Here is a 25,219-nt window from a genome sequence, read left to right as displayed (position 1 = left end):
TCAAATGCTTGCTGGTTTACTCAATCGTTTAAGCTCCAGCCCGGTTTCATTTGAAATTTTCACTTTACAGTCGACTCCGGCTTAATATACCCGCTGCAAAATTAGGTTAATAATTAAAGGCAACTTGTTAACCTATTTTAAATTTTTGATTTTTATGCTACGAAAGGATACAGTATTACCATGATCCTGGAGTAAGATGTGCCCTTCTGGCCAAAGACCAAAGTTATTCCAATTTTTGTATTTAGAAATCGCTACAAGGTCTTTAAATTCTTTAGACCCTCTTTCATACGCTACCATCTTTATGCCATTCAGCCAATGTTCCACATGATTATTTGGATATACAATGACACGGCCATGGTTCCATTCACCGATTTTTCTAAATGCATTCTGGTTAGCATCCTTTTTCCTGGGGATCAGGTCGTACAGAGAAGACAGGGTTCTGTCTCCATCGCGGCCCAGTTTGGCATCCGGGTGGCGCTCATCGTCCAGTACCTGGAATTCCAGGCCTATGGCTGATTTTCCTTTGGTATCGTAGTCTTCTTTTACAAAGTATTTGACACCGCTGTTAGCGCCTTCTGTGAGTTTGAAATCGAACTCAAGATCGAACGCACCGTATTGTTTGTCGGTGATGATGTCGCCACCAGAACCTTCTTCATCGCCGGTAGACTGGTGGATAGTGAGTAAACCATCTTCCATAGTCCAGCCGGTGGTGGGGAAGTCTTGTTTATTCACTCTTCTCCATCCTTTCGATGTTTTGCCATCCCATAATAATGCATACCCGTTCTTCTGCTCCTGTGGAGACACCGTGTTCGGAACATTATTCACCACATAGATATTATCGTAAGGAGAATATTGTGAAGCATCCGGGTTTTCTAATATGCGGATATTGCGCCAGTGGATCTGTTTGCCTTTGTCTTCAGGCTTGTAGATCTGGTGCACCTGCAGGGCGATGAAACCCTTTAATGTCATGTCGTCGATCACATGTGCACAGGCAACGCCATTGATCCATGTTCTGATCTCCGATCCACGACATTCTATTCTATATTTATTCCAGTCACTTTTTTTGAACGCCTTTTGCGCACCTGGATTCAGGTCCAGCGGATAGAGCCAACCACGACGAGCTTCATCATATACACCACCACTCCATGCCCTGTCGCTAGGGTCTACTTCCATCTGGTAACCGTGTACCCGACCATTGTTATAGTCAGGTTTGCTTTCCGAGCGGAATTGAATACCATAGTTCATTTCCGCATCGAGCTTGAGTTCCAGCTCTAAAATAAAATCACCGTAGTCTTTTGTGGTAGCAAGAAAAGAATTTGGACTTCCCGTGACGGATGTGCCCACGATTTCATCTTTTTTGGCCTCATAGGTAGCTGTCCCATTTACTTCTTTCCATCCCGTGAGGTCCTTACCATTGTAGAGTGAATGCCATTGAGCTTTCTTTTGTGCCGTTGCCCAACTACTGAGGAACAGGACACTACAGACCAGTAACGTGTTTTTCATAACATTGAACCAAAACTAGTTTTAAAAATAAATATTAACCTTCATTTATTCAACCGATTGCACCATTAATGTGATGAACGGTAGAAATTCAATTTATCTAAGCAGTACTAACTTGTCTCTAAATTTATGCAATCGTTTGCAATTTATAACGAATCTACTTAACTTGTATTGCCCCGACGCGGAATTGTAAGAAAAACCTGGATTAAAATTGATCATAAATAAGCTGTAGTTATTACCCGCTGGAAAAGGAAGGGCTCATTGTATACTCAAAATAAACTAAGTACTTATTCTGTTACTCTAAAATTCTACGTAATGAAACACACGTTATCGAAAACGGGGGTGATACTCCTGTATCTGCTATTGTTGGGAACCCTGATACGCGCACAACAGTTGGTGAACCTTTCGGGAAGAGTAACTGCGTCAGATGGAACACCTGTGATTGGTGCTACTGTAGCTGTGAAAGGAAAATCGACCGGAACTGTCACCGACAACATGGGAGCTTATAAGCTCAAAGTCTCGCCCGGCGCCACCATTGTCATCTCATTTATTGGTTATTTGCCACAGGAAATTCCAGTTAACAACCGATCGTCGATTGATGTGAAGTTGGCCGAAGACAACAAGAAACTCGAAGAAGTTGTCGTAGTTGGTTATGGACAACAAAAGAAGAAAGATGTGACCGGTTCTATTGCTTCTATCAGCAGCAAGGCGATTATGGAAGTACCGGTTACAAATGCGCAACAGGCATTGCAGGGGAGGACCCCTGGTATAGATGTCATTAATAATAGTGCGAAGCCGGGTGATGAGCCGAGGGTACGTGTGCGGGGAACGCGATCGCTTTCTGCCGGAAATGATCCTTTGTATGTAGTAGATGGAATTCCTTTTGCAGGGGCGATGAATGATATCAATCCCCCGGATATCATGTCGATGGATATTTTGAAGGATGCATCTGCGACTGCTATTTATGGTTCGCGAGGTGCGAATGGCGTAGTGCTGATCACTACGCGAAAAGGGAAGAGTGGGAATAAACCGGTGGTGAGTTATAGTGGGTTGTATGGGTATGTGCATGCACTGGGGCGTACGGATATGATGGATGCGCAGCAGTATACTGAAATGAAGAGAGAGGCTTATCGTAACACAGGGTCTTATGACGATAGCAACCCGGAAGCTTCGGATGCCAAGATCTTTAATGCGACAGAGTTGGCGAATATAAAGAGAGGCGTGAATACAGATTGGCAGTCGTTGTTGATTAGTCCGGGTTGGCAAACGAGGCATGCCTTGGGTGTGAGTGGAGGATCAGAAAAAACAAAGTATGCAGTGACGGGTGGATACTTTAAAGACCAGGGGGTATTGAAATTACAAAGTTATGAGCGCTATAATCTGCATGTAGCAGTGGACCAGGAAATCAGTAAACGTATTACAGTAGGCACTTCGATGCTGGCTGCTTATAGTACGCGCAAAGGCAGTAGTTATAATGGTATGGGAGATGCGTTGAAAATGTTGCCGATAGCAGATCCTTATGATGCCAATGGAAATCTTATTACTTATCCTACTGGTGATAACCAGCAGCCGAATGCATTGTTGAATTATGTACCTGGCAACAGGGTAGAAAATTTGTATCATCTTCGGTTTTTCAATAGTCTGTATGGCGAAGTGACCATTCTCGATGGTTTGAAATATCGCCTGAATGTAGGGACAGATTTACAGCAGAATAATTATGGGTTGTTTTTAGGAAAGAATAGTACAGACCTGCTCATAGGAGGAGGTGATGCGACGGCGACCAAACAAAGTCAGTTTGTGTGGGCGTATACAGTGGAGAACCTGTTGACTTATAATAAGACCTTTCGGCAGAAACATAATCTTGGTGTGACGGCATTGTATAGTGTGCAGAGGCAGCGGGAAGATAGTAGTTCTGCATCAGTGAGAGGTATTCCGGTGGAGTGGCAGCAGTATTATGGATTAGGGCAGGCAGCGAATGTGACGGGGATAGGGAGTAGTTTGGGTACGTGGACGATCCTTTCTTATATGGGTCGTGTGAATTATGGGTATGATGATAGATACCTGGTAACACTCACTTTGCGTGCAGATGGTTCCAGTCGTTTTGCACCGGGACATAAGTGGGGTTATTTTCCATCAGTCGCGTTGGGTTGGAATATAACGAAAGAGCATTTTATGCAGGGCGTGACATTCTTTGATAATTTGAAATTACGTGCGAGTTATGGTAAGATCGGGAATACGGGGATACCGCCTTATGCCACGCAGGGATTGTTAGGAAGAACGACTTATTCATTTAATAATAAGGGAACGTTGGGGTATTCACCCATCTTATTGCGCAATCCTAATCTGACGTGGGAGACGACAACATCATCGAACATAGGGTTGGATTTTAGTGTGCTGAAGGGAAGGATCAGTGGTACGGTGGATGTGTATAAACAGAAGACGACAGATTTGTTATTACAGCGATTCCTGCCGTATAGTAATGGGTTTGATTATGTGTTGGAGAATACGGGAATGACGCAGAATAAAGGGATAGAGGTAGGGATTTCGACAGTGAATATAGAATCGAAGAGTGGGTTTAGCTGGACGATGGATGTGAACTTTTTTATAAATCGTGAAAAGATATTGGCATTGGGAGAGGGCAAGACACAGGATATAGGAAATGGATGGTTTGTGGGGCAGCCCACCTATGTGTATTACGATTATAAGAAAGTGGGTATCTGGCAGACGGAAGCTGCGGCGCAGGTGTATACACAGCATCAGGGTGAGATACAGTTGGCCGATGTGAATAATGATAAGATATTGAATGATAAGGATAGGGTGATCTTAGGATCATCGCAGCCGAAGTGGTCTGGTGGTATGACGCAGCGGTTTAGTTATAAAGGATTTGATTTGTCGATAGTAGCATTTGCGAGAATGGGGAGTATGGTCAAGAGTGATTTTTATGCGACCTATAATACGTTGTTTGGAAGGTATAATAACCTGGATGTGAATTACTTTACGCCTGCGCATCCATCGAATGAATTTCCACGTCCGAACTCAAACCAGGAGCGGCCTAATAACTATAATACGTTGAGTTATTTTGATGGATCTTATTTCAAGATCAGAAATATAGGATTGGGGTATGCGTTGCCGAAGAAGGTGATGGATCGGTGGCAGATGGAGTCGTTAAGATTTTCATTGGATTTGAAGCAGCCGTTGATAGTGGCGCCATACAGGCAGAAGTGGAAAGGGATAGATCCGGAAGATGTGAATTTGATTGGTATAGATGCGCCGGCAACGTGGATGTTGCAATTTGGAGTAAACGCAACGTTTTAAATTCTTAAATTATTTTGATCATGAAAAAGTACTTATTCTTAATATTCATAGTGGTGGTATCGTGTAATAAGATGTTGGATGAGGATGTGGTGACGAATGTGACGGATGATTTTTATAATACGCCGGCAGGGTTTTCGACGGCGGTGAGTGGTAGTTATGCGGGGTTGAGAAACTTTTATAGTACAGAGCGGGGGATGACGGTGAGTGTGTTTGGAACGGATACGTATACGAATGGGTCGGATGGGGATTTTAAGTTTGTGAACCAGTATACGTCGCAGTTGAATCCAAGTTATGCGCATTTGAGGGAGATCTGGAATGGGTTTTACCAGGCGATCAATGTGTGTAATGTGGTGACGACGAGGGCCGATGCGATACCGGGACTTGACTCGGCAGTTAAGAAATCGGGAGTGGCGCAGGCGCGGTTTTGCAGGGCGAATTACTATTTTATATTGTTGCAGTTGTTTGGTGATGTGCCGTTGAATTTGAAAGAGAATACTTCGATAGAGACGGAGGCGCATCGTGATCCGGTGGCTGCTATATATGCATCGGTGATAAGTGATTTGCAATATGCGGCGGCGGTGTTGCCGGTGTCGCAGACAGAGTGGGGGCGTGCTACGAAGCCGGCGGCGGAGCATTTATTGGCGCGGGTATATTTAACGAGGGCATCTTCTACATCGGCGGTGGGTACGGATTATGATAGTGCGGCGGTGTATTCGACAAGGGTAATATCTCAGTATGGGTTTCAGTTATTGCCGGATGTGGGGCAGGTATGGGCGCAGGGGAATGAGAAGAATAATGAGACGGTGTTTGCGGTGCAGTATGTGAATGATGCGTTGTATAATTCGTCGGATAATAATGCGTGCAGGTTCTTTTTAATGCAATATGATGTGTTGTCGGGGATGAAGCGGGATTTGGCGAATGGGACGCCGTGGAAACGGTTTAGGCCGACGAAGTTTTTGTTGGATACGTTGTATAGGGATCGGGTGAATGATGGGCGGTATGAGAAGTTTTTTACGAGGGTTTGGTATTGTAATACGGCGACAGATAAGTTGAAGGTGGGCGATACTTCGGTGTATATGCCTGGGGTAGATGTGACGGATGCAGAGATAGCGGGTAAGAAGTATTTGTATGTGCCGCCTCGTAACTATACAGAGAAGTTGTATCCATCATTGAATAAGTTTGCGGATGCGTTGCGGCCGGATAATCAGGCGAGTGGTGTGCGGCCTTTTATAGCTTATAGGTTGGCAGAGGATTATTTGATAGCGGCGGAGGCGTATATGAAGAAGGGGGATAATGCGACGGCGGTGGGGTATATCAATACATTGCGTGTGCGGTCGGCGAAGGTGGGGGCGAGTGATGCGGAGACGGATGCGCATAAGGAGGCGATGAAGATTGGGGAGGGTGATTTGAGTATAGATTTTATATTGGATGAGCGAGGGAGAGAGTTGGTAGGGGAGCAGATGGGATGGTTTGATTTGGTGCGGACGGGGAAGTTGTTGGAGAGGGTGAGGTTGCATAATCCGCAGGGCGGGGTGAATATAGCGGAGAAGCATGTGTTAAGACCGATACCGCAGGATCAGATTGATAGGAGTAGTAATGATTTTGGGCAGAATGCGGGGTATTAAAGTTGTGAGTATAAATTGTGCAGACGGTGTCTGCACAATTTATGTTTTGTTGAGATATTAGTTGTTTGGTTAAATTGTGCAATCACTGATTGTACAATTATATCTGATTGGTTATCATTATTTAATGATGGGATGTATGCCTCGTAAAATTGTTTCATATTGTACAAATTTCTACGGGTAAATCCTTTCAGATCCGGATGATGTTTTTCAATATGATCTGCTAGTTCGGTTACCGTTTTATTACCCCAAATAGCATTTGCAACTTTATTACTTATATACGCCCCTACCTGCCAGTGTAAATTGATCAACTCAATATTAACTTGCTTGATGGCGTTGCTTCTTGCCTGTTTTATAAGCAAGATGACTTCATCAAAACGTGTCTCCATAAAAATGATTTTACTTGTTATGAATTAGTCGCTTTAGGTGGAAAAAAGTTGCAGTTGTGCATAAAAAAATTTATTCACTATCTTTAATCTCACCCTTAAAAACCCCCTTCTCTCATGGCTCAAAAAAACATCCTTTTCCTCACCGGAGACTATGCAGAAGATTACGAAACCATGGTACCTTTTCAAATGTTACTGATGGTCGGCCATCATGTACATGCAGTATGTCCTGATAAATCGGCAGGGGATAAAGTCATCACCGCCATCCACGATTTTGAAGGTGATCAGACATATAGTGAAAAACGTGGTCACAACTTTATCCTGAATGCTTCTTTTTCGGATGTAAAACCTGACAAATACGATGCATTGGTGATTGCAGGTGGAAGAGCACCAGAATATTTAAGACTCGATGCACGTGTAATAGAACTGGTAAAACATTTTGCACATGCAGATAAACCGATTGCTGCAATTTGTCATGGTATTCAGATATTGACAGTGGCGGATGTGGTAAGAGGCAGGACATTGACAGCTTATCCGGCAGTGGGACCAGAAGTGACAATTGCCGGTGGGCATTATGCTGCTGTGAATGTAGATGAGGCGGTGACGGATGGAAATTTAGTGACGGCACCTGCATGGCCGGCGCATCCACAATGGATTGCTGCTTTTTTGAAGGTGTTGGGAACGGAGATTAAATTATGAGTTGGTATGCTTTTAGGTTTTTAGCGTTTTTTGAAGTTTTTAATGTTTTACTTTTTTAATCATTTAACGGTTTAAATTTTTAATGTTTAAACTTTTGAAGTTTCTAATGTTGTAACGTTTTTAACGTTTTGACTAATTAATGTTTTGACATTTTAGCGTTGTAATGTTTTGAGTTTTTAGCGTTTTAACTTTTGAAGTTGTAATTTTTTCAAGCTTTAAAAGTTTTTAAAGGAAAGGCCTTTGCACACGCAAAGGCCTTTTTATACATAATTCAATGATATTTATTATTTTTGGTATACAATCCTTTTCCTATGAAACGATATTTCCTCCTCTCTTTCCTCCTGTGTCCGGCAATTTTCGCTCATGCGCAGCAAGCTGACTCCCTGGTGAAATTCCAGAAAGATGGAAAATATGGCTTCAATGATGCCGCAGGTCATGAAATGATCCCTGCTCAGTATGAGGCGGTGGGTGAATTTGTGCATGGAGTAGCCCCTGTGAAGTCGAAGGGAAAGTATGGATTCGTGTTTGCTAATGGGAAGCATTCTGCTTATAAGTATGATTCTGCATGGGTGAAGGGGCCATTCTTATTTGTGAGTAAGAAACAGAAGCAGGGATTGCTGGATAGTACGGGAAAGGAATGGGTGGCGCCGGTTTATGCGGAGGTAAAGCCAGAAAAGGATGGATATGCGAGGATTAAAGTGGGGGAATTTTATGGGATGGTGAATAGTAAGGGGAAGGTAGTCCTGAAACCAGCTTATGATATGATAAGTGGAGTGAGTCATCATAGTGTATTGATTTATAATGGGGAGAAATGTGGGCGTGCTAATTTGAAGACGGGGCAGATTATTGGAACTCAATATGATAAAGTGGGGCCATTTAAGGATGGGCTGGCCTGGGTAAAGCAGGATAATAAGTTTGGGTTTGTGAATGATAAAGGAGAGGTGGTGATTCCTGTTATGTATGACAGGGTGGGTAATTTTAATGAGGGGTATGCGCCGGTTGGGGTGAGTGGGAAGTTTGGGTTTATAGATACGGCAAATAAGGAGGTGATTGCGCGTAAGTATGATAATGCGGTTATTTTCCAGAATGGGAGAGGGTTGATTAAGTTGAATGGGAAAGTGGGGTATGTGGATAAGGAGGGGAATGAGACATGGACGGAGTCAGTGCCGGGGAAGTGAGGGGGAAGAGGATTCTTTACCTCCCGGAGATAGTTATTGTATGCTTCTTTTTTGTTTGTTTCAACCTATCATACAGTATTATTAATATATGACGAAGATCACATTGGTTTCACACCAAACTATCCACAATCCTACCAATCTTAATTACTTTTTCTTACCTTTGCAGCCAAATTCAGGAGCTCCTAAAGAGCTTTTAGTCATATAAACTTTACGTAATACATAAAACATTATGTCCGGTCAGCTTAAAGAAGTTCGCAACCGAATTAAGTCCACACAGTCTAACCTGCAGATCACTAAGGCTATGAAAATGGTGAGTGCTGCGAAACTGCGTCGTGCGCAGGATGCAATTTTACTAATGCGTCCTTATGCCGTTAAATTGCAGGAAATGTTGCAAAACATTGTTTCCAACAGTGAAGGTAGCATTGACCTGGCATTGGCAGCAGAGCGTCCTGTTGAAAAGGTATTACTAATTGTAATAACCTCGGACAGAGGCTTATGTGGTGCTTACAATTCAAACCTGATCAAGCTGACTAAGCAGGTGATCCGTGAAAAATACCAGGAACAGTTTGAAAAAGGCCATGTAACTATCCTGCCTATCGGTAAGAAAGGTTGGGAGCATTTTGGTAAGAATGGTTACAAAATGAACGACACTTACTGGCACCTGTTTGCTCACCTGGATTTCGATCACGTGAAGGAAGCGGCTGCAGTTGCAATGGATGGTTTCACCAGCGGTCAATATGATGCCGTTGAGATCATTTATAGCCAGTTTAAAAATGCGGCTACCCAGTTTTATAAAGCTGAACAATTCCTGCCAATCGCTAAGGTGGAGGAAGAAGTTCCTGCTGCTAAAGGCAAGAAAGCTGCGAAGGCTGACTTTATCTTCGAGCCTGAAAAGCAAACTTTGATTGCTGAACTGATGCCGAAGATTCTGAATACACAGTTGTACAAAGCGATGCTGGATGCGAATGCTTCTGAGCATGGTGCTCGTATGACGGCGATGGATAAGGCGACAGAGAATGCAAATGAACTGTTGCGTAACTATAAGATCAGCTACAACCGTGCACGTCAGGCGGCGATTACAACCGAACTGACTGAGATTGTGAGTGGTGCAGCGGCATTGGAAGGTTAATAGCCTGACTTATACACATCGTATTAACAACGATAATTTTTGATTTCTTCATAAAGGTCAAAGACTGTATTTTCGGTCTTTGACTTTTTAGCTTATAGGCGCTGACGCCAGCAATTGAAAACCGGATAATGGAAATCTCACAGATCATACCTCATGTTGAATCACTGATATTCGCTGCTGACAGACCCCTGCCTGTGCTGGATATCACGGACTTGTTGAATAATGCACTGGCTTTTTTGGAAGACAGGGTTACTGTTGACCAGGTGGAGACGGCAATTGAGGCTATACGGGAAAAGTATAGCTCGGAGTTTTATGCATTTGAAGTGAGAGAGAGTGGGGGAGGGTTTCAGTTTCTGACTAAGAAAGAATATTATCAGACTGTGGCGCAGCTGAATGGGGATAAGTTCCTGAAAAGGCTGTCTACAGCAGCGTTGGAGACGCTGGCGATTGTGGCGTATAAGCAGCCTATTTCAAAAGGGGAGATTGAGCATATTCGTGGGGTGAGTACGGATTATTCCATTACTAAATTGTTGGAGAAGGAGTTGATTGTGATTTCCGGGAGGAGTGAGACTTTGCCAGGGAAGCCGCTGTTGTATACGACTTCGAAGGCGTTTATGGATTATTTCGGGTTGAATTCAGCTTCGGATCTGCCTAAGTTGAAGGAAGTGTTTGAGGAAGAGGGGGTGCAGCCAACGTTTATGACGGGGGTAGGCGGCGGAAATGGACAGGAGGATGATAATCTGATATTGTCTGTTTCTGAGAATGGAGAGTTGGTGGAGGATATTTTTCCGGTGATTGAAGATGAGGTGAGTGGGCAGTTGGAACTGGCGTTGGGAGAGGTGGAAGAGCAAACAGAAGAGAGAGAGAATACAGAACTGGCGTTGGGAGAGGAAGAGGTGGAAGTTGAGCAGCCTGCGGCTGAAAGTGAAGAAGCGGGTGAGGAAGAGCCTGCGGCAGGGGAAAATGAAGATAAAAAAGAGTATCCTGATAATGTGATTATAGAGACGATACATATTGAGGATGTGGTGTATGTGCCGGATCCGGCGGAGGAAGAATTGGAAGAAGGGGAGGATGAAGAGGAAGAAGATGATTTTGAAGAAGAGGAGGATACAGAAGATGAGGATGATGAGGATGATGAGGATGGGGAGGATGAAGATGAAGAAGATGAGGAGGAGGACGACGATGAGGATGATGACTTTGACGATGAAGACGAGGATGACGAAGAAAATGAAGATGACGAAGAAGAAGATGACGAAGAAGATGAAGAAGATGATGAAGAAGAAGATGATCATCCTTCTCATTCAAAATAAACAAACAAAAACGCTTTTGCCATCCGGTAAAAGCGTTTTTGTTTACTGGCCTCAGAAGGGGCCTGTGGCCCCCTTTGAGGCCAGCAACAAATTCTGTAAAATAAGCCCCTACAACTGCTTCACCACCTCCACAAATATCTCACTCAACTTCTTATCCGTATTCCCCGCCACCTCTATTATCTCCTCTATACTCACCGCCTGCAAATTATCCGGATCACACTCATCCGTAATCACACTCACCGCCGCACACGGTAACTTAATCTGGTTCGCCACTATCACCTCCGGCACCGTACTCATCCCCACCATATCACCCCCTATCATCCTCAAAAACCTATACTCTGCCCTCGTCTCCAAATTAGGCCCAGGTACCGCCACATACACCCCCGTCCTCAAAAAATACCCCACCTTATGCGCCGCTACCTTCAGCAACTTCCCCAACTCCTCATCATAAGGCATACTCATATCCGGAAACCTCACGCCAAACACTGGTGAATTCAACCCCCGAAGCGGATTCTCCGGCTGTAAATTAATATGATCATCCAACAGCACCATATCCCCCTTCTTAAACGCCGGTCGCATCCCACCCGCGGCATTACTCAATAATAGCTCCTCCACCCCCAACGCCTTCATCACCCGTATCGGAAATGTAATCTGCTGCATGGAGTACCCTTCATAATAATGAAATCGCCCTTGCATCGCAATAACAGGGGTCTCACCAATCTTACCAAAGATCAGCTGACCCTTATGCGACTCTACTGTCGATAAGCAAAAATGGGGTATCTCATAATATGAGATCGTCTTGCTCACAACAATATGTTGTACCAGCTGGCCCAGACCTGTGCCCAATACGATACCTACGCGGGCTTTATCAACATTAAAAGGAGAGAGATAATTGACAGCTGCTTCGATCTGTGATTCTAAGGGATGCATAATCATTGAGTTAAATAATTAGTGGAATTAAAAAAGCAGGCTGGAATCTAACTTCCAGGCCTGCTTTAAATATATTAATTCTACTGAATTAGCGCGCTACATTAACAGCACGTTTCTCCCTGATCACGGTCACCTTAATTTGTCCGGGATACTGCATATCATTCTGGATCTTGTTCGCGATCTCGAATGAAAGACGATCTGCATCGTTGTCTGTTACTTTCTCACTCTCTACGATCACACGCAGCTCACGACCTGCCTGAATTGCATACGCTTTTTCCACACCATCATGTGCCAGCGCCAGGTTTTCCAGGTCTTTAATACGCTGCAGGTAGCTCTGCATGATTTCACGACGGGCACCAGGACGCGCACCAGAAATGGCATCACAAGCCTGTACTATCGGAGAGATCACATATTGCATTTCCATTTCATCGTGGTGTGCACCGATCGCATTCACTACCGCTGCATGCTCACCATATTTCTCAGCCAGTTTGGCACCCAGCAGGGCGTGGCTCAGTTCAGTTTCTTCATCAGGTACTTTACCAATATCATGGAGGAGACCAGCACGTTTGGCCAGTTTAGGGTTCAGACCCAGTTCTGCTGCCATTACCGCACACAGGTTAGCTGTTTCCTTGGAGTGCATGAGCAGGTTCTGACCATAAGAAGAGCGGAAACGCATCTTACCTACAAGTCTGATCAGCTCCTTGTGCAGACCATGGATACCCAGTTCGATCACGGTTCTTTCACCGATATCCATTACCTGTTCTTCCAGTTGTTTTTTCGTTTTTTCAACTACTTCTTCGATACGTGCAGGGTGAATACGACCATCCTGTACCAGTCTTTGCAGGGACAGACGGGCGATTTCACGACGCAGTGGGTCAAAAGAAGATAATACAATAGCTTCAGGGGTGTCGTCTACGATCAGGTCTACTCCGGTAGCCGCTTCGATAGCGCGGATGTTACGACCTTCACGACCAATGATCTGGCCTTTGATCTCATCACTTTCCAGGTTAAACACAGTGATTGCGTTTTCGATGGTCTGCTCTGCAGCCGTACGCTGGATGGATTGTATAATGATTTTCTTAGCTTCCTTGTTTGCTTTCAGTTTAGCATCTTCGATGATCTCCTGTATGTGAGAGAGGGCTTGTGAGCGGGCTTCTTCTTTCAGGCTTTCGATGAGCTGATGACGTGCTTCTTCTGCTGTGAGTGCCGCTACTTTTTCAAGACGGCGAATATGTTCTTCCTGGTGTTTTTCGAGTTCGGTACGTTTTACAGCTACCAGCTCCATCTGGCGGGTCAGGTTTTCCTTGATCGCCTCATTCTCCTGCATCTGTTTCGTTAAGGTTTCCGTCTTTTGTGCCAGACTCTGTTCTTTCTGTTTGATGCGGTTTTCAGCATCTGCCATTTTCTGGTTGCGGGCCAGTGTTTCTTTTTCATGCTCACTTTTCAACTGCAGGAATTTCTCCTTTGCTTCCAGTATTCTATTCTTCTTCTCATTCTCAGCGGCTACTTTCCCATCTTCTACGATCTTTTGAGCCTGAGCCTCAGCTTCCTGTATTTTTATTTGTGTGTTCTTAGCAAATATAACCTTGCCTAGCAGTATTCCTATGATCAACGCAGCTACTGCTGTTATTGCTACGATTAAAGTAGATTCCATTTCAATAATTTTAACTTGATTTATGTTGCATTCCTGGCCACATCCCTATTCCGTGGAAAAGGTAGAGGGTGAGAACTGATTCGCGAAAATACAAAAAAGAATGTGCTGCAATGCAGTACAGTTGAGGATTTGTAGGTATTTTGGCAGGCCAGACCCCCGTATGGGCCATCAGGCGCAGCTTTCATGAACGGGGAAGCGACAGTAATTTGCTGAACGTTAAATTGCTATATCGTATTTATATATTAGAATATATTACTTTCTAGAAATCCACTTTTTCAAAACATTTCAGCCCCTTCCTATCATCCATCACTTACCAGACTCAACATTTTTTATTACAAAACATCTTCTTTTCAGGGTGCATATTAATATATTTCCTTCATTTTTAAATTATTAATAGGGACTCTTTTGCATTTCCTGAACCGAGGTTGGTTGAATTTATTTTAAGTGCTCATCGATCAATGTCTCCAGATGTTGCAGCTTTTCCTCCAGAAATGGTTGCAGACCAGCCTGCACTTTTCCACCGTGGGTAACAGGATGGGTCGCGTACATGATCAGCGCCATCGCGATATAATCCTGTAAGTCTTTGCCCGCATACGCAGTTTTGAATTCTATGATCTTTTCGTTCACTTCCTTCATGGTCCGGCGTACTTCCTCTTCTTCTTCCGGCTTGATTTTTAATCTGTAGGACCTGTCTGCTACGATAATATTAATGGGGATCAGCGGTTCCATGGTTGTGTCGTTTATATGTTCAATAAGGCGATACAGCGGTCAATCTCCCTGATATATTCATTGATCTTATTGCGCATTTCCTTCTTAAACTCTTCGTCATCTTCCTTGTCTCCGGGAGCACCCTGTGCAGCACCCGCGATCCTGGCTAAGTGTAACTTATTGTCCAGCTCATCGAGCTGCTGTTGCTTCATTATCAGTTCGTTGTCCTTGATTTGCAACGTTTCTTTGAGCGATACATTCTCCGACTGCACCTGTTGCAGCTTTTTCAGCAACTGTTGCAGCTTTTCTTCAATTCGTAGTATGTGTTGCTCCAAAGCCAATGTTCAAATGTACTTATGAGTACAAATTACGGATTATGAATTGATAATAGAAACTACCGGAGATTAATATTCAAGAGATTTTAACAAAAATGCTCCACCTGGGCTATGATACCTGAGTGGAGCATCTTAATTATTTTCTGATCTCAGCCTGGAGCTGTGCCTGGAATGTTTTGATGAGCTTTTCCATTACCGCATCGATCTCCTTGTCAGTCAACGTCTTTTGCGCATCCTGGAAGGTGAAACTTACTGCGTATGACTTCTTATTATTACCCAGTTTTTCACTTTCGAATACGTCGAACAGGTTCACATCCTGCAGGAGTGGAGACTTCACAGTTTTTACTGCGGCCTCTACTGCAGCGTATTTCACCTGTTTGTCAAGGATGAGTGCCAGGTCACGACGTACGGATGGGAACTTCGGAATCTCTTTATAGAAGCTTTCTGTTTTTTGCAACAGGCTTATCAAATTCAGCCAGTTGAAATCTGCAAACCATACCGGTTGTTTGATGTCGAACTGTTTCAGTTTTGCGTTATCCACAGCACCGAGGGTCACCACCGATTTGTTTTTTACTACGATCTCCCAGGTATTCTGTTCTCCTTCTTTCCATTGCAATCCTTTGATACCCAGTAGTTGCAATACATTTTGCACATACCCTTTCAGGAAGTAGAAGTCAACCGGTGCTGCTTTGTGCAACCAGCTTTCTGCCACCTTCTGACCAGTGAGGTACAGGCTCAGGTGAGCAGTTTCTTCATATTTATGTTCGCCGTAGGTAGCGTAAGTATTACCGAATTCGAAGAACAACAGGTTGTCATTTCTACGGTTCAGGTTGTGCGATACACTTTCCAGGCCGGTTTCCAGCATAGAAGGACGCATGATGTCCAGGTCTTCGGTCAGACTGTTGATCATACGAACGGTCGTAGCCAGTACTTCAGGTGTGTAGTACTTGCTGTTCGTGATGGAGTTGGTAAAGATCTCATTGAAACCATTCGACGCCAGGTAGTTAGCCACCTTTTCACGGATCTTTTCCTTGTCAGGACGGGAAGCCGGAGATGGGGTGATCACCACCTGTGTAGGAATGTCAATATTATCCAGGCCATCTATGCGCATTACTTCTTCCACGATATCTGCAGGAATGCTGATATCAGGTTTGGAGAAAGGAACTGCTACGCGGAAGCGCTCTTCAGTCTTAGAGAGGAATGTGAATCCAAGGCTCACCAGGATCCGTTCAACTTTATCAGCAGGGTAGGCTTTACCGCTTAACTTCTGGATGTATTTCCAGGAGGTTTCCACTTCCACAGCTGGCTTAGGTTCAGGATACACATCAATGATACCTGATGCAGCCTGGCCACCGGCCAGTTCACAGATCAGGGCAGCGGCACGTTGTAAAACGTATACGGTACCTGAGATATCCACACCTTTTTCAAAACGGGCAGCAGCGTCTGTGCGCAATCCATGACGGAAAGAAGTAGGACGAATGCTGGCAGCAGCGAAGCAGGCGCTTTCCAGGAAGATATTGGTAGTGGTATTACTAACACCTGTGTGCAGGCCACCGAATACACCGGCCAGGGCCATTGGTTCGCTGTCTGCATTGCAGATCACGAGGTCAGCGGCGTCCAGTTTACGTTCTTTTTCGTCGAGGGTGACGAAGAGGGTATTCTGTGGCAGGTTCTTGACCAGGACCTTGCGGCCTTTGATGGTATCAGCATCGAAAGCATGCAGTGGCTGACCCGTTTCATGTAGGATGAAGTTGGTGATATCCACTACATTATTAATAGAACGGATGCCGATTGCCTGCAGGCGATGTGCCAGCCATGCCGGAGAAGGGCCTACTTTCACCCCGGTGAGGGTGATACCTGCATAACGAGGACAGGCAGTAGGATTTTCGATGGTTACGGCGATGTCGTAGCGATCATTTGCTTCAGGCAATGGAGCCAGTGCAGGGACTTTTGCTTTGTTATCGAGCGTATTGCCGGTATTGTTCAGGTAAGCACACACATCCTTTGCCACGCCGAGATGACTCATAGCATCCATGCGGTTAGGGGTAAGGCCGATTTCGTACACCCAGTCCTCAAAAGGTTTGAAGATTTCGCGGGCAGGGGTACCTGGGGTCAGGGAAGGATCCAGCACAAGGATACCTGCATGACTGCTACCGAGGCCGATTTCATCTTCAGCGCAGATCATACCATGGCTTTCTTCGCCACGGATCTTAGCTTTCTTCATGGTCAGCGGTTCGCCGGTGGCAGGGTAGATGGTCACACCGATGGGGGCCACCACTACTTTTTGTCCAACAGCTACGTTCGGCGCACCACAAACAATGTTGAGGGGCTCAGCGGCACCGATATTGACAGTAGTCAGTCTCAGTTTGTCAGCATTGGGATGTGGTACTGCGGTGAGTACTTCTCCGATGACAAGTCCTTCCAGACTGCCTTTAACAGATTCGAATTTTTCCAGGCTTTCAACTTCCAGACCTATGCGTGTCAGGATCACAGATAGTTCCTCCGGTGTTGGTTTCACCGGCAAATAGTCACACAGCCAATTGTATGAAATAGTCATTTGATTAATTAATAAGTGCGTAAAGGTAAAATTAATGTACGAATGTGCCAATGTTGGTCGCATTGCACAAATCTGACTAAGAAGTGTTAGCAATCTCAACTAAAAAGGAGCGATCTTTGCAGGATGTGGATAAGTCCGCCGATAATCACAGCAGGCATATCTCCAAACCATTGGGGAAAAACTTTTTTAACAATGTTTGTGATTATGTGCACCTTTGTGTGGGGATTGTGCGTTAATAATGTGAATAAGTGGATTGCAGTCAGTGGATAACTGACATTTTGCGGGTGTATATCCTGTGAATTGTGTCTTATAAACTATATCAGCAATCAACCCTTGTTAAATGAATAAATGCGGTTACCTTAGTTTTTACGGCCCTAAAAAGCTTTGCAATTTCGAAAATCGAGAAGGACATAACGGGTACAAAAAATTGTAAAAGAAACTAAGGATAGCCACGACATATAGTATTTTTGGTTAACAGAATCAGATAAAAAATAAATGGATCTCAATCTTAAGAAAGACCGCAATGTACGTCGTAAGCCGTCCGTTGACGTATCTACCATGATGTACGGTAAAATTCCACCTCAGGCAAAGGACATGGAAGAGGCCGTATTGGGAGCCATTATGCTTGAGAAAGGAGCGTTTGACACCGTGGTAGAGATCTTGAAAGGTGAATGTTTTTATGTAGAGGCACATCAGAAAATCTTTACTGCCATGACCCGCCTGGCGGGTAAGTCCATGCCTGTGGACATTCTCACAGTGGTAGAAGAGTTACGATCAATGGGCGAACTGGAGATAGTAGGTGGACCCTATTATATAACCCGTCTTACAAATATGGTGGTATCCTCCGCCAATATTGAGGCGCATGCCCGTATTATTCTACAAAAGTTCATTCAGAGAGAGTTGATCCGTATTTCAGGAGAGATCTTATCTGAATCCTACGAAGATACTGCCGACGTATTCGACCTGCTCGACTCCGCCGAAAGTAAACTCTTTGAGGTGACGAACAATCACCTTCGTAAGAACTATGACAGTATCGACCGCGTATTGGTGAATACCATGAAGCGTATCGAAGATCTGCGTAATAAAGGTGATGATATCACAGGGGTACCTTCCGGGTTCCCTTCTCTCGATAAGGTAACTTATGGCTGGCAGTCAACGGATCTGATCATCATCGCGGCACGTCCGGCGGTGGGTAAGACTGCGTTTGCGCTGAACCTGGCCAGAAATGCTGCGTTGCATCCCCGCTTTCCGAAAGGTGCGGCCGTGTTCAGCCTTGAAATGTCTTCCGGGCAGATCGTACAGCGTATTCTCTCTGCCGAGTCAGAGATTAAGCTGGAAAAGATCACCCGGGGTAAGCTGGAAGAGTACGAGATGAAGAAGCTGATGACGCATGGTATCGAAAGACTGGCGAAGGCGCCGATCTTTATTGATGATACCCCGGCATTGAACATTTTCGAGTTACGCGCAAAAGCCCGTCGTCTTGTACACAACCATGGCGTAGGAGTGATCATCATTGACTACCTGCAGCTGATGAGTGGTCATGCAGATGGTAAGGGTAGTAACCGTGAGCAGGAGATCTCCAAGATATCCCGTGATCTGAAAGGGTTGGCGAAGGAACTACACGTACCGATCATTGCATTGTCACAGTTGAGCCGTGATGTGGAAAAGAGAAAAGATGGTAACAAGATGCCACAGCTGTCTGACTTGCGTGAATCTGGTGCGATTGAGCAGGATGCTGACATGGTAATGTTCCTGTACCGTCCTGAGTACTATGAAATCAATACCAATGAGATGGGTGAATCTAATAAAGGTGAAACCCACGTGCGTATAGCGAAACACCGTAATGGTCAGCTGGATACGATCAAACTGAGAGCGATCCTGGAATTCCAGCGCTTTGAGGATGATGGTAGTCTGGAGAATCCTGGTGGCGGTGGCGGCAACTTTATGCCGGTTGGTAATTCAGCTAAGGATTCATATGGTGGTGCTACAGACGAAGCAAAGCTGTACATCCAGAAAGGATCACGTATGAATGATATGGACTTCGATGAAGAGGCGCCTTTTTAGCAATAAAAAGGTTTACGATACAAGGCGCTTCTTCACCGAAGCGCCTTTTTTTATTGCTGGAAATGGGGTTTATTCCCGTTAGCGAATTACCATTTTCACGTATTTTATTGCTATCAAATTTTAACAACGTGTGGACTAAGTATCAAACCTATTATAAAGATAATTTTAAACTGGCATATCCGGTCGTTATTAGTCAGCTGGGGCATACGATGGTGGCCCTCTCTGATACCATTATTATTGGGCATACGGGCGATGTACCGCTGGCGGCAGTAGCGCTGGGGAGTAGTATTTTTTCTATTTGTATGGTGATCGGGATTGGGATGTCGTATGGATTGACCCCATTGATCGCGCAGGAGTATGGCAGGCAGAATAAGCATGCCTGCGGAGACCTGTTGCGACATAGTCTTGTGATCAATTTAGTGATGGGGATGGTGATGAGTACATTGATCTATGTAGGAAGTAATTACCTGTATAAACTGGACCAGGTACCGGCGGTGGCTATGCAGGCGAAGCCTTTCCTGAAATTATTGGGAGTGTCTTATTTCCCATTGATGGTGTTTTTGTCATTTAAGCAATTTGCGGAGGGGCTTGGGTTTACGAAGCAGGCCATGCATATCAGTATAATAGGGAACATCGTCAATATCGTAGTGGGAATTGCGCTGGTGTATGGCATTGGTGGGTTGCCAAGGCTGGGGGTGATTGGTGTAGGGATTGGTACCTTGACGGATCGTATACTGATGGCGGTGGCGATGTGTTGGTATGTGTTGACGGCCCATCGTTTCAAGCCTTATCTGAAGGCGTTTGCGGCAAAGTATTTATCGTGGCAGACGATTAAAAAGATATTGGGAATCGGCACCCCGGTAGCGTTGCAGTATGTGTTTGAAATCAGTGCGTTTAGCAGTGCGATCATTATGGCGGGATGGATTGGTGCAAGGGAGCAGGCGGCGCACCAGATAGCGATCAATTTAGCTTCTATCACTTATATGATGGCGAGTGGTATTTCGGCGGCAGCCGGGATAAAGAGTGGGAATCATTTTGGGGCGAAGCAGTTGAGGGAGTTACGGTTATCGGCGATCGCGAGTTACCATATGGTATTGATCATGATGGGAACAACGGCGTTGATATTTTTAGTGGGATGCAGGGTATTGCCGCTGATGTATATCAATGATCCGGCGGTGGTGGAGATAGCGGCGCATTTGATTTTGATAGCGGCGTTCTTTCAGTTGTTTGATGGTACGCAGGTGGTAGGATTGGGTATATTGAGGGGATTGGGAGATGTGAAGATTCCGACTATGATTACCCTATTGGCGTATTGGGTATTGGGTTTACCGGTTGCTTATTTGTTAGGGATATATTGGGGCTATGGCATCCAGGGTATCTGGTGGGGGTTATTATTGGGACTACTCACAGCTTCAGTATTGTTGTTCCTGAGATTTCAGCATAAGACTACTCAATTGAACGCTTTTACAGCGGTTTAGTGGCCTTTTAGCGGTATATTCATAGTATGATTATACATGGAAAACGACCTTTTAAGCAGCGTACCAAACAGGGTATGACACTTGCTCCGATGAGGAGTGGGCGGTTTGTGCTGCGTATGAAAAGTTCGTTGACCGGGAAGAGGGTGAAAACTGATCCTGCGTTTAAACCACTCATGGCAGATGCTGCATTGATGAAGATAGCCTCTCCGCTTGCTTCGCGGGTGTATCGGGAACTGAGTATAAGAGATGTAAAGTTGTATAGGAAGTTGGTGGGCAAGGCAAAAGGGATGTTAAAAGCAGGTATGCTGGACTTCGAAATTGAAACGCAGTTGAAAGATGAACTACTCAATAAAAAAAGAAAAGTTAAAATAGAAAAGCACGTATCTTTTCGTGTGACTTTGTACCGTGAATTACCGGTTTTTTATACCGTAAATTACCGGTTCTTGTTTTCTTCTAATGCCCGCGATGCTGCTGTATTTAATACTTCGTAAGTTGGAAGGTACAATTATCAATTTTCATTCCATTTTACATGATAAAAATAATCTGTTGACACGAATTTTTGAAATCATTTTCTAGTTATATTTGAATTGTAGTCGATTACAACCAGTGTAAAATAATCGTTTTATTAGCCATTAAAATTCATAAAAATCTAAGCTAAAGTTCGATGAATAAGTTTTAACCCGTGTTCAAAGAATGATGATCCCGTATTCACCGATGAAGAGTTTGTTGAGGAAGATTTTTACTGCTTATCCTTAGATCAAATGCAACTTCATAAACTAATCATAAGAGAGCCAAATCTAAATGCAAATGCATGTACGAACAGTGCAAACGGTTTCCCCATGCATTAGTTATCTGAATTGCAATGTTCAACTTTATGGGGATGTAATGTCGTCATGAATGCTTTTCTTCTTTTGCCCAAGGGGACGACTTATTGTTTCTTTCCACTTCTATAGTAAGGGGTGTAGTGTGTGCTTTACGAGATCGTAAAGGCATTGGGACCTTTTTTTCCTTCTGGAACCAGTTTAATCCGCATATTAAATCCGGAAAGTTATTGTTGCGCAACACAGGTGGAACTCGAAAATCCTGACCCAAAGAGTAGAGACTTCATCATTATTTTAAAAAATCATCTGAAATGAAAAAATTAGCGTTAAACCCTCTTGCCCTCGACATGGAAACAATTGCTAAACTGGATGAAAAGCAATTATTAGAAATCACTGGCGGTGTTAGCGACGAATTAGCTGCTGGTTCCACTGGTTGTGGTTCCGGTGCAAGCACTTGCGGTAGTGGTGGTTCTACTGGTTGCGGATCTGGTGCAAGCACCTGTTTGTCTGATGAAGCTTAATTGACTCTGTAATTCCTCCCTGCTCCTGTAGCAGGGAGTTTTTTGCCCGTAGAATTTAAAGCAGGTTTATATGAAAAAAATTCAGTTAAATCCTTTAGCCCTGGATAAGGAAACCATTGCGAAACTGGATGAAAAGCAACTCATGGAAATCACAGGTGGTATCAGTGAGGAAGTGGACGGAAGCTCCAGTGGTTGCGGATCTGGTGGAAGCAAATGCAGCACTGGTACCTCTACCGGTTGTGGTGCGGGTGGTAGTCAATGTCTAGTTGATGCTGCCGAATAATTATCCATTTTACTCCTAATAAAATCGATTATATGAAAAAGGTAGTATTAAATCCATTATCCCTGGATCAGGAAACTATTGCAAAGCTGGACGAACAGCAGTTGCGGGAAATCAATGGTGGTATTAGTGAAGATATAGCAGCTGGTTCTACCGGTTGTGGTGGTGGCGGCAGCAGCTGTGGTACTGGCGGCAGCGGCGGTAGCGGTGGTGGCGGCGGTTGCGGTTCCGGCGCAAGCACCAGTTTTACAGAATAAGCGTAAGCTTTTATAATCATACTGATTAACATCCCCCTGTACGTACATGCAGGGGGATGTTACTACATTTTTTTTCAGATGTCTACAATTAAGCCATATTTCTTTTTCCTGTTTTTTTTATTTGTCACGCTACCGGCTCTGGCACAACAGCTCACTATTTCCGGGGCATTGCAGGACAGCGCTCATTTACCTGTGGCAGGGGCCATGGTGCAATTGATGAATAGTGTGGATAAAAAGGTGATGTATACCGCACAGTCAAACAATGATGGCACCTTCCTCCTGAAGAATATTGACAAGGGTAGTTATCTCCTCCATATTCAACGTCTTGCTTTTAATGAATACCTGCATGCAATCAATGTCAGTGACACGAATATCAGCCTCCCGGTTATCATTATGAGCGTATCTGTCACTACCCTGAAGAACGTTACGGTGAATGGCCGGAAACCAGTGCTGGAAGAAAAACTGGACAGAACCATTCTGAATGTGGAAAACAATGTAGCCTTAACCGGTGCTACCGCGCTGGATGCTGTGGGCAAAATGCCCGGTATAAGGGTCTCCAACAGTTCAATTTCCCTGCGGGGAACGGGGATGCTCAATGTATTGCTGGACGACCGCTTATTACATATATCCGGCGATGACCTGATCAATATGTTGCGCAGTATGCCCGCCAGTGAAGTGGTGAGAATTGAACTGATCCCTAATCCTCCTGCTAAATATGATGCAGGCGGAAGTTATGGTCTCATCAACATTGTCACAAAAAAGAAACGACAGGAAGGTTTCAGTGGTAGCTTAAATGGTGCTTTTACCCAGGCGTTTTACAGTGGGGAGAACGGAGGTGTACTACTGAACCTGAACAGAAATAGATGGAATATCAGTACTAGTCTGAACGGGACAAAATCTTTGTATAACGAACTGACTAACCCTGTTACCTACTATACCGATCAGACCTGGGATCAACATAGAAAATCAGTGAACGATAATAAAAATATTTTATCCCGGACGGCTATTGACTATACTTACAATAAGCGGCAGCTGATTGGGTTCACCTACATTTATTCCAGCAGGAAAACCATTACCAATGAGCGTTCTAATACGACTATCGGTCTCAGCAAACTGGATTCTCTCATAGATGCAAAGAATAATATTGACCGGCATACACAAAGCCACGATTTCAACCTGCATTATGAAAATAAATTTGATTCGCTGGGTGGCAAGTTCAGTATGGATGGTGGATATTTTACTTTCAATAACAGGTTGGAACAGTTCACCCAAAGTGATGTACTGAACCCGGATGATGAAATGACCAACAGCTACCGGTTCAGGAATACCGCCCCGCAGGATGTACAGGCTTTTACACTACAGTCAGATGTGAACCTGCGGCCACGGTTTGTGACCTTTTCTTTTGGTGGCAAGTTCAGTTATATTGATACTAAAAGTGGGACTAATTATTATAGCTATACTGACCTGGGGTATAAATATGATACGACAAAGAGTAATTCATTCACCTATAAAGAAAGGATTGAAGCGCTGTATGTCAATGCCCTGAAAAATAGAGGTAAATGGGCTTTCCAGGTGGGGCTGCGGGCGGAGTATACACAGACTACCGGCATCTCTGTCACCCAGGATCAGACGACTAAGAATAATTACCTGAAATTATTCCCCACTGTCTATATCGGGTTTACAAAAGATAAGCAGAACAGCTTTTCTTTCTCTTACGGAAAGCGGATCAACAGGCCGAACTACTGGTACCTGAATCCTTTTAAACAATACATCAGCGAGTATTTTTATTATGAAGGTAATCCCTACCTGCAGCCGTTTTATAACAATACTTTTCAGCTGAATTATATACACAACAATATGTTCATCACCCGGATACAGGCCAATATACTGAACAACGTATATGACCAGATCCTGTTGACGGACGAAGTGACGAAGGTATCCCGCCTCACGAGACAAAACTATTATTCACAGCGTAATTATGGGATCAATGAAACCGTGAATGTGAATGTGGGCAACTGGTGGGAAAACTCCAGCACAGCCGCCGTGTATTACATCGATACCCGCTCAAAAGTAACAAATACTGCCAGTCAGCATGGATGGGGGGCTGATGTATCTACCAGCAATACTTTTTATTTCAATAAAGGAAAGACTGTTATGGGGGGCGTGGATGCTTCCTATACTTTTCCACAGCTGTCAGGTGTGAACAAATTTGATGCTTATTATGGAGTGGATCTTGGTGTCACCGTATTGTGTTATCAAAAGAAGTTATCTCTTGGTCTGAATGCGACCGACATTTTCAGAACCATGAAGACACGGTTCCATAGTACGGTAGATGGTGTAACTACTTATTACAACAATTATTTTGATGCCCGGAAGGTGCGTGTGTCAGTCTCTTATAAGTTTGGCAAAACCAAGACCAGACAGCAAAGTAAGCTCAGTAATACTGAAGAGAAAGGTAGAACCTATTAAACTTTT

20 protein-coding genes are annotated in these 25,219 nt (G+C 44.3%); 13 read left to right on the top strand and 7 right to left on the bottom strand.

Translation table 11 applies throughout. The features are described from left to right. Nucleotides 1-132 precede the first annotated feature (132 nt). Nucleotides 133-1,503: a DUF1080 domain-containing protein gene (locus SIO70_RS33030; protein ID WP_320578184.1), complete on the bottom strand. Its 1,371-nt coding sequence runs from the start codon at nucleotides 1,501-1,503 to the stop codon at nucleotides 133-135. Nucleotides 1,504-1,815: 312 nt separating this feature from the next. Here SIO70_RS33030 and SIO70_RS33025 point away from each other — a divergent pair, with 312 nt between their 5' ends. Both SIO70_RS33025 and SIO70_RS33020 read left to right on the top strand, forming a co-directional pair. Continuing rightward, complete coding sequence (locus SIO70_RS33025) at nucleotides 1,816-4,815, top strand: TonB-dependent receptor (protein ID WP_320578182.1); 3,000 nt, start codon at nucleotides 1,816-1,818, stop codon at nucleotides 4,813-4,815. 20 nt (nucleotides 4,816-4,835) lie between these two features. After that, nucleotides 4,836-6,440 (top strand): RagB/SusD family nutrient uptake outer membrane protein, encoded by a 1,605-nt coding sequence (locus tag SIO70_RS33020; protein WP_320578180.1) that lies wholly within the window; start codon nucleotides 4,836-4,838, stop codon nucleotides 6,438-6,440. On the opposite strand, the gene SIO70_RS33015 is transcribed toward SIO70_RS33020, so the two are convergent. After that, nucleotides 6,437-6,826 (bottom strand): DUF1016 N-terminal domain-containing protein, encoded by a 390-nt coding sequence (locus SIO70_RS33015; RefSeq protein WP_320578178.1) that lies wholly within the window; start codon nucleotides 6,824-6,826, stop codon nucleotides 6,437-6,439. The two genes, SIO70_RS33020 and SIO70_RS33015, sit on opposite strands and share 4 nt — an antisense overlap. Before the next feature lie 114 nt (nucleotides 6,827-6,940). Here SIO70_RS33015 and SIO70_RS33010 point away from each other — a divergent pair, with 114 nt between their 5' ends. The 4 genes from SIO70_RS33010 to scpB all read left to right on the top strand — a co-directional run bounded on the left by SIO70_RS33010 (nucleotide 6,941) and on the right by scpB (nucleotide 11,139). After that, nucleotides 6,941-7,522 carry a DJ-1/PfpI family protein gene (locus tag SIO70_RS33010; RefSeq protein ID WP_320578177.1) on the top strand — a complete coding sequence of 194 codons (582 nt, stop codon included), beginning with the start codon at nucleotides 6,941-6,943 and terminating at the stop codon, nucleotides 7,520-7,522. A 311-nt stretch (nucleotides 7,523-7,833) separates the two neighbouring features. Next, on the top strand, nucleotides 7,834-8,700 hold the full coding sequence (locus tag SIO70_RS33005; protein ID WP_320578175.1) for a WG repeat-containing protein: 867 nt from the start codon (nucleotides 7,834-7,836) through the stop codon (nucleotides 8,698-8,700). A 229-nt stretch (nucleotides 8,701-8,929) separates the two neighbouring features. Further along, entirely contained in the window at nucleotides 8,930-9,829 is a 900-nt protein-coding gene (gene atpG, locus SIO70_RS33000; protein ID WP_320578173.1) for an ATP synthase F1 subunit gamma, read from the top strand. A 128-nt stretch (nucleotides 9,830-9,957) separates the two neighbouring features. Next, nucleotides 9,958-11,139: an SMC-Scp complex subunit ScpB gene (scpB, locus tag SIO70_RS32995; RefSeq protein WP_320578171.1), complete on the top strand. Its 1,182-nt coding sequence runs from the start codon at nucleotides 9,958-9,960 to the stop codon at nucleotides 11,137-11,139. Nucleotides 11,140-11,247: 108 nt separating this feature from the next. On the opposite strand, the gene SIO70_RS32990 is transcribed toward scpB, so the two are convergent. From SIO70_RS32990 to pheT, 5 genes are all read right to left on the bottom strand, one after another. Further along, entirely contained in the window at nucleotides 11,248-12,069 is an 822-nt protein-coding gene (locus SIO70_RS32990; protein WP_320578169.1) for a purine-nucleoside phosphorylase, read from the bottom strand. 88 nt (nucleotides 12,070-12,157) lie between these two features. Beyond that, nucleotides 12,158-13,723: a ribonuclease Y gene (gene rny, locus SIO70_RS32985; RefSeq protein WP_320578167.1), complete on the bottom strand. Its 1,566-nt coding sequence runs from the start codon at nucleotides 13,721-13,723 to the stop codon at nucleotides 12,158-12,160. Between the two features lie 435 nt (nucleotides 13,724-14,158). After that, on the bottom strand, nucleotides 14,159-14,452 hold the full coding sequence (locus SIO70_RS32980) for a cell division protein ZapA (RefSeq protein WP_146965154.1): 294 nt from the start codon (nucleotides 14,450-14,452) through the stop codon (nucleotides 14,159-14,161). Between the two features lie 11 nt (nucleotides 14,453-14,463). Further along, on the bottom strand, nucleotides 14,464-14,766 hold the full coding sequence (locus tag SIO70_RS32975) for a hypothetical protein (RefSeq protein WP_320578163.1): 303 nt from the start codon (nucleotides 14,764-14,766) through the stop codon (nucleotides 14,464-14,466). 136 nt (nucleotides 14,767-14,902) lie between these two features. Then, nucleotides 14,903-17,323, bottom strand: a complete 2,421-nt coding sequence (pheT, locus tag SIO70_RS32970) for a phenylalanine--tRNA ligase subunit beta (RefSeq protein ID WP_320578161.1) — start codon at nucleotides 17,321-17,323, stop codon at nucleotides 14,903-14,905. 495 nt (nucleotides 17,324-17,818) lie between these two features. Here pheT and dnaB point away from each other — a divergent pair, with 495 nt between their 5' ends. The 7 genes from dnaB to SIO70_RS32935 all read left to right on the top strand — a co-directional run bounded on the left by dnaB (nucleotide 17,819) and on the right by SIO70_RS32935 (nucleotide 25,213). Continuing rightward, nucleotides 17,819-19,387 carry a replicative DNA helicase gene (gene dnaB / locus SIO70_RS32965; RefSeq protein WP_320578159.1) on the top strand — a complete coding sequence of 523 codons (1,569 nt, stop codon included), beginning with the start codon at nucleotides 17,819-17,821 and terminating at the stop codon, nucleotides 19,385-19,387. Nucleotides 19,388-19,515: 128 nt separating this feature from the next. Further along, complete coding sequence (locus SIO70_RS32960; RefSeq protein ID WP_320578157.1) at nucleotides 19,516-20,865, top strand: MATE family efflux transporter; 1,350 nt, start codon at nucleotides 19,516-19,518, stop codon at nucleotides 20,863-20,865. Between the two features lie 26 nt (nucleotides 20,866-20,891). Beyond that, complete coding sequence (locus SIO70_RS32955; RefSeq protein WP_320578156.1) at nucleotides 20,892-21,356, top strand: hypothetical protein; 465 nt, start codon at nucleotides 20,892-20,894, stop codon at nucleotides 21,354-21,356. Nucleotides 21,357-22,033: 677 nt separating this feature from the next. Further along, nucleotides 22,034-22,207, top strand: coding sequence for a hypothetical protein (locus SIO70_RS32950; RefSeq protein ID WP_320578154.1), 174 nt, complete (start codon nucleotides 22,034-22,036; stop codon nucleotides 22,205-22,207). 70 nt (nucleotides 22,208-22,277) lie between these two features. After that, nucleotides 22,278-22,490, top strand: coding sequence for a class I lanthipeptide (locus SIO70_RS32945; protein WP_320578152.1), 213 nt, complete (start codon nucleotides 22,278-22,280; stop codon nucleotides 22,488-22,490). Between the two features lie 32 nt (nucleotides 22,491-22,522). Further along, nucleotides 22,523-22,744: a class I lanthipeptide gene (locus SIO70_RS32940; RefSeq protein WP_320578149.1), complete on the top strand. Its 222-nt coding sequence runs from the start codon at nucleotides 22,523-22,525 to the stop codon at nucleotides 22,742-22,744. Nucleotides 22,745-22,822: 78 nt separating this feature from the next. Then, nucleotides 22,823-25,213 (top strand): outer membrane beta-barrel protein, encoded by a 2,391-nt coding sequence (locus tag SIO70_RS32935; protein ID WP_320578147.1) that lies wholly within the window; start codon nucleotides 22,823-22,825, stop codon nucleotides 25,211-25,213. Nucleotides 25,214-25,219 lie beyond the last annotated feature (6 nt).

Source organism: Chitinophaga sancti, assembly GCF_034087045.1.
Lineage (GTDB): Bacteria > Bacteroidota > Bacteroidia > Chitinophagales > Chitinophagaceae > Chitinophaga > Chitinophaga sancti_B.
This window is presented reverse-complemented; position numbering and strand designations above follow the sequence as displayed.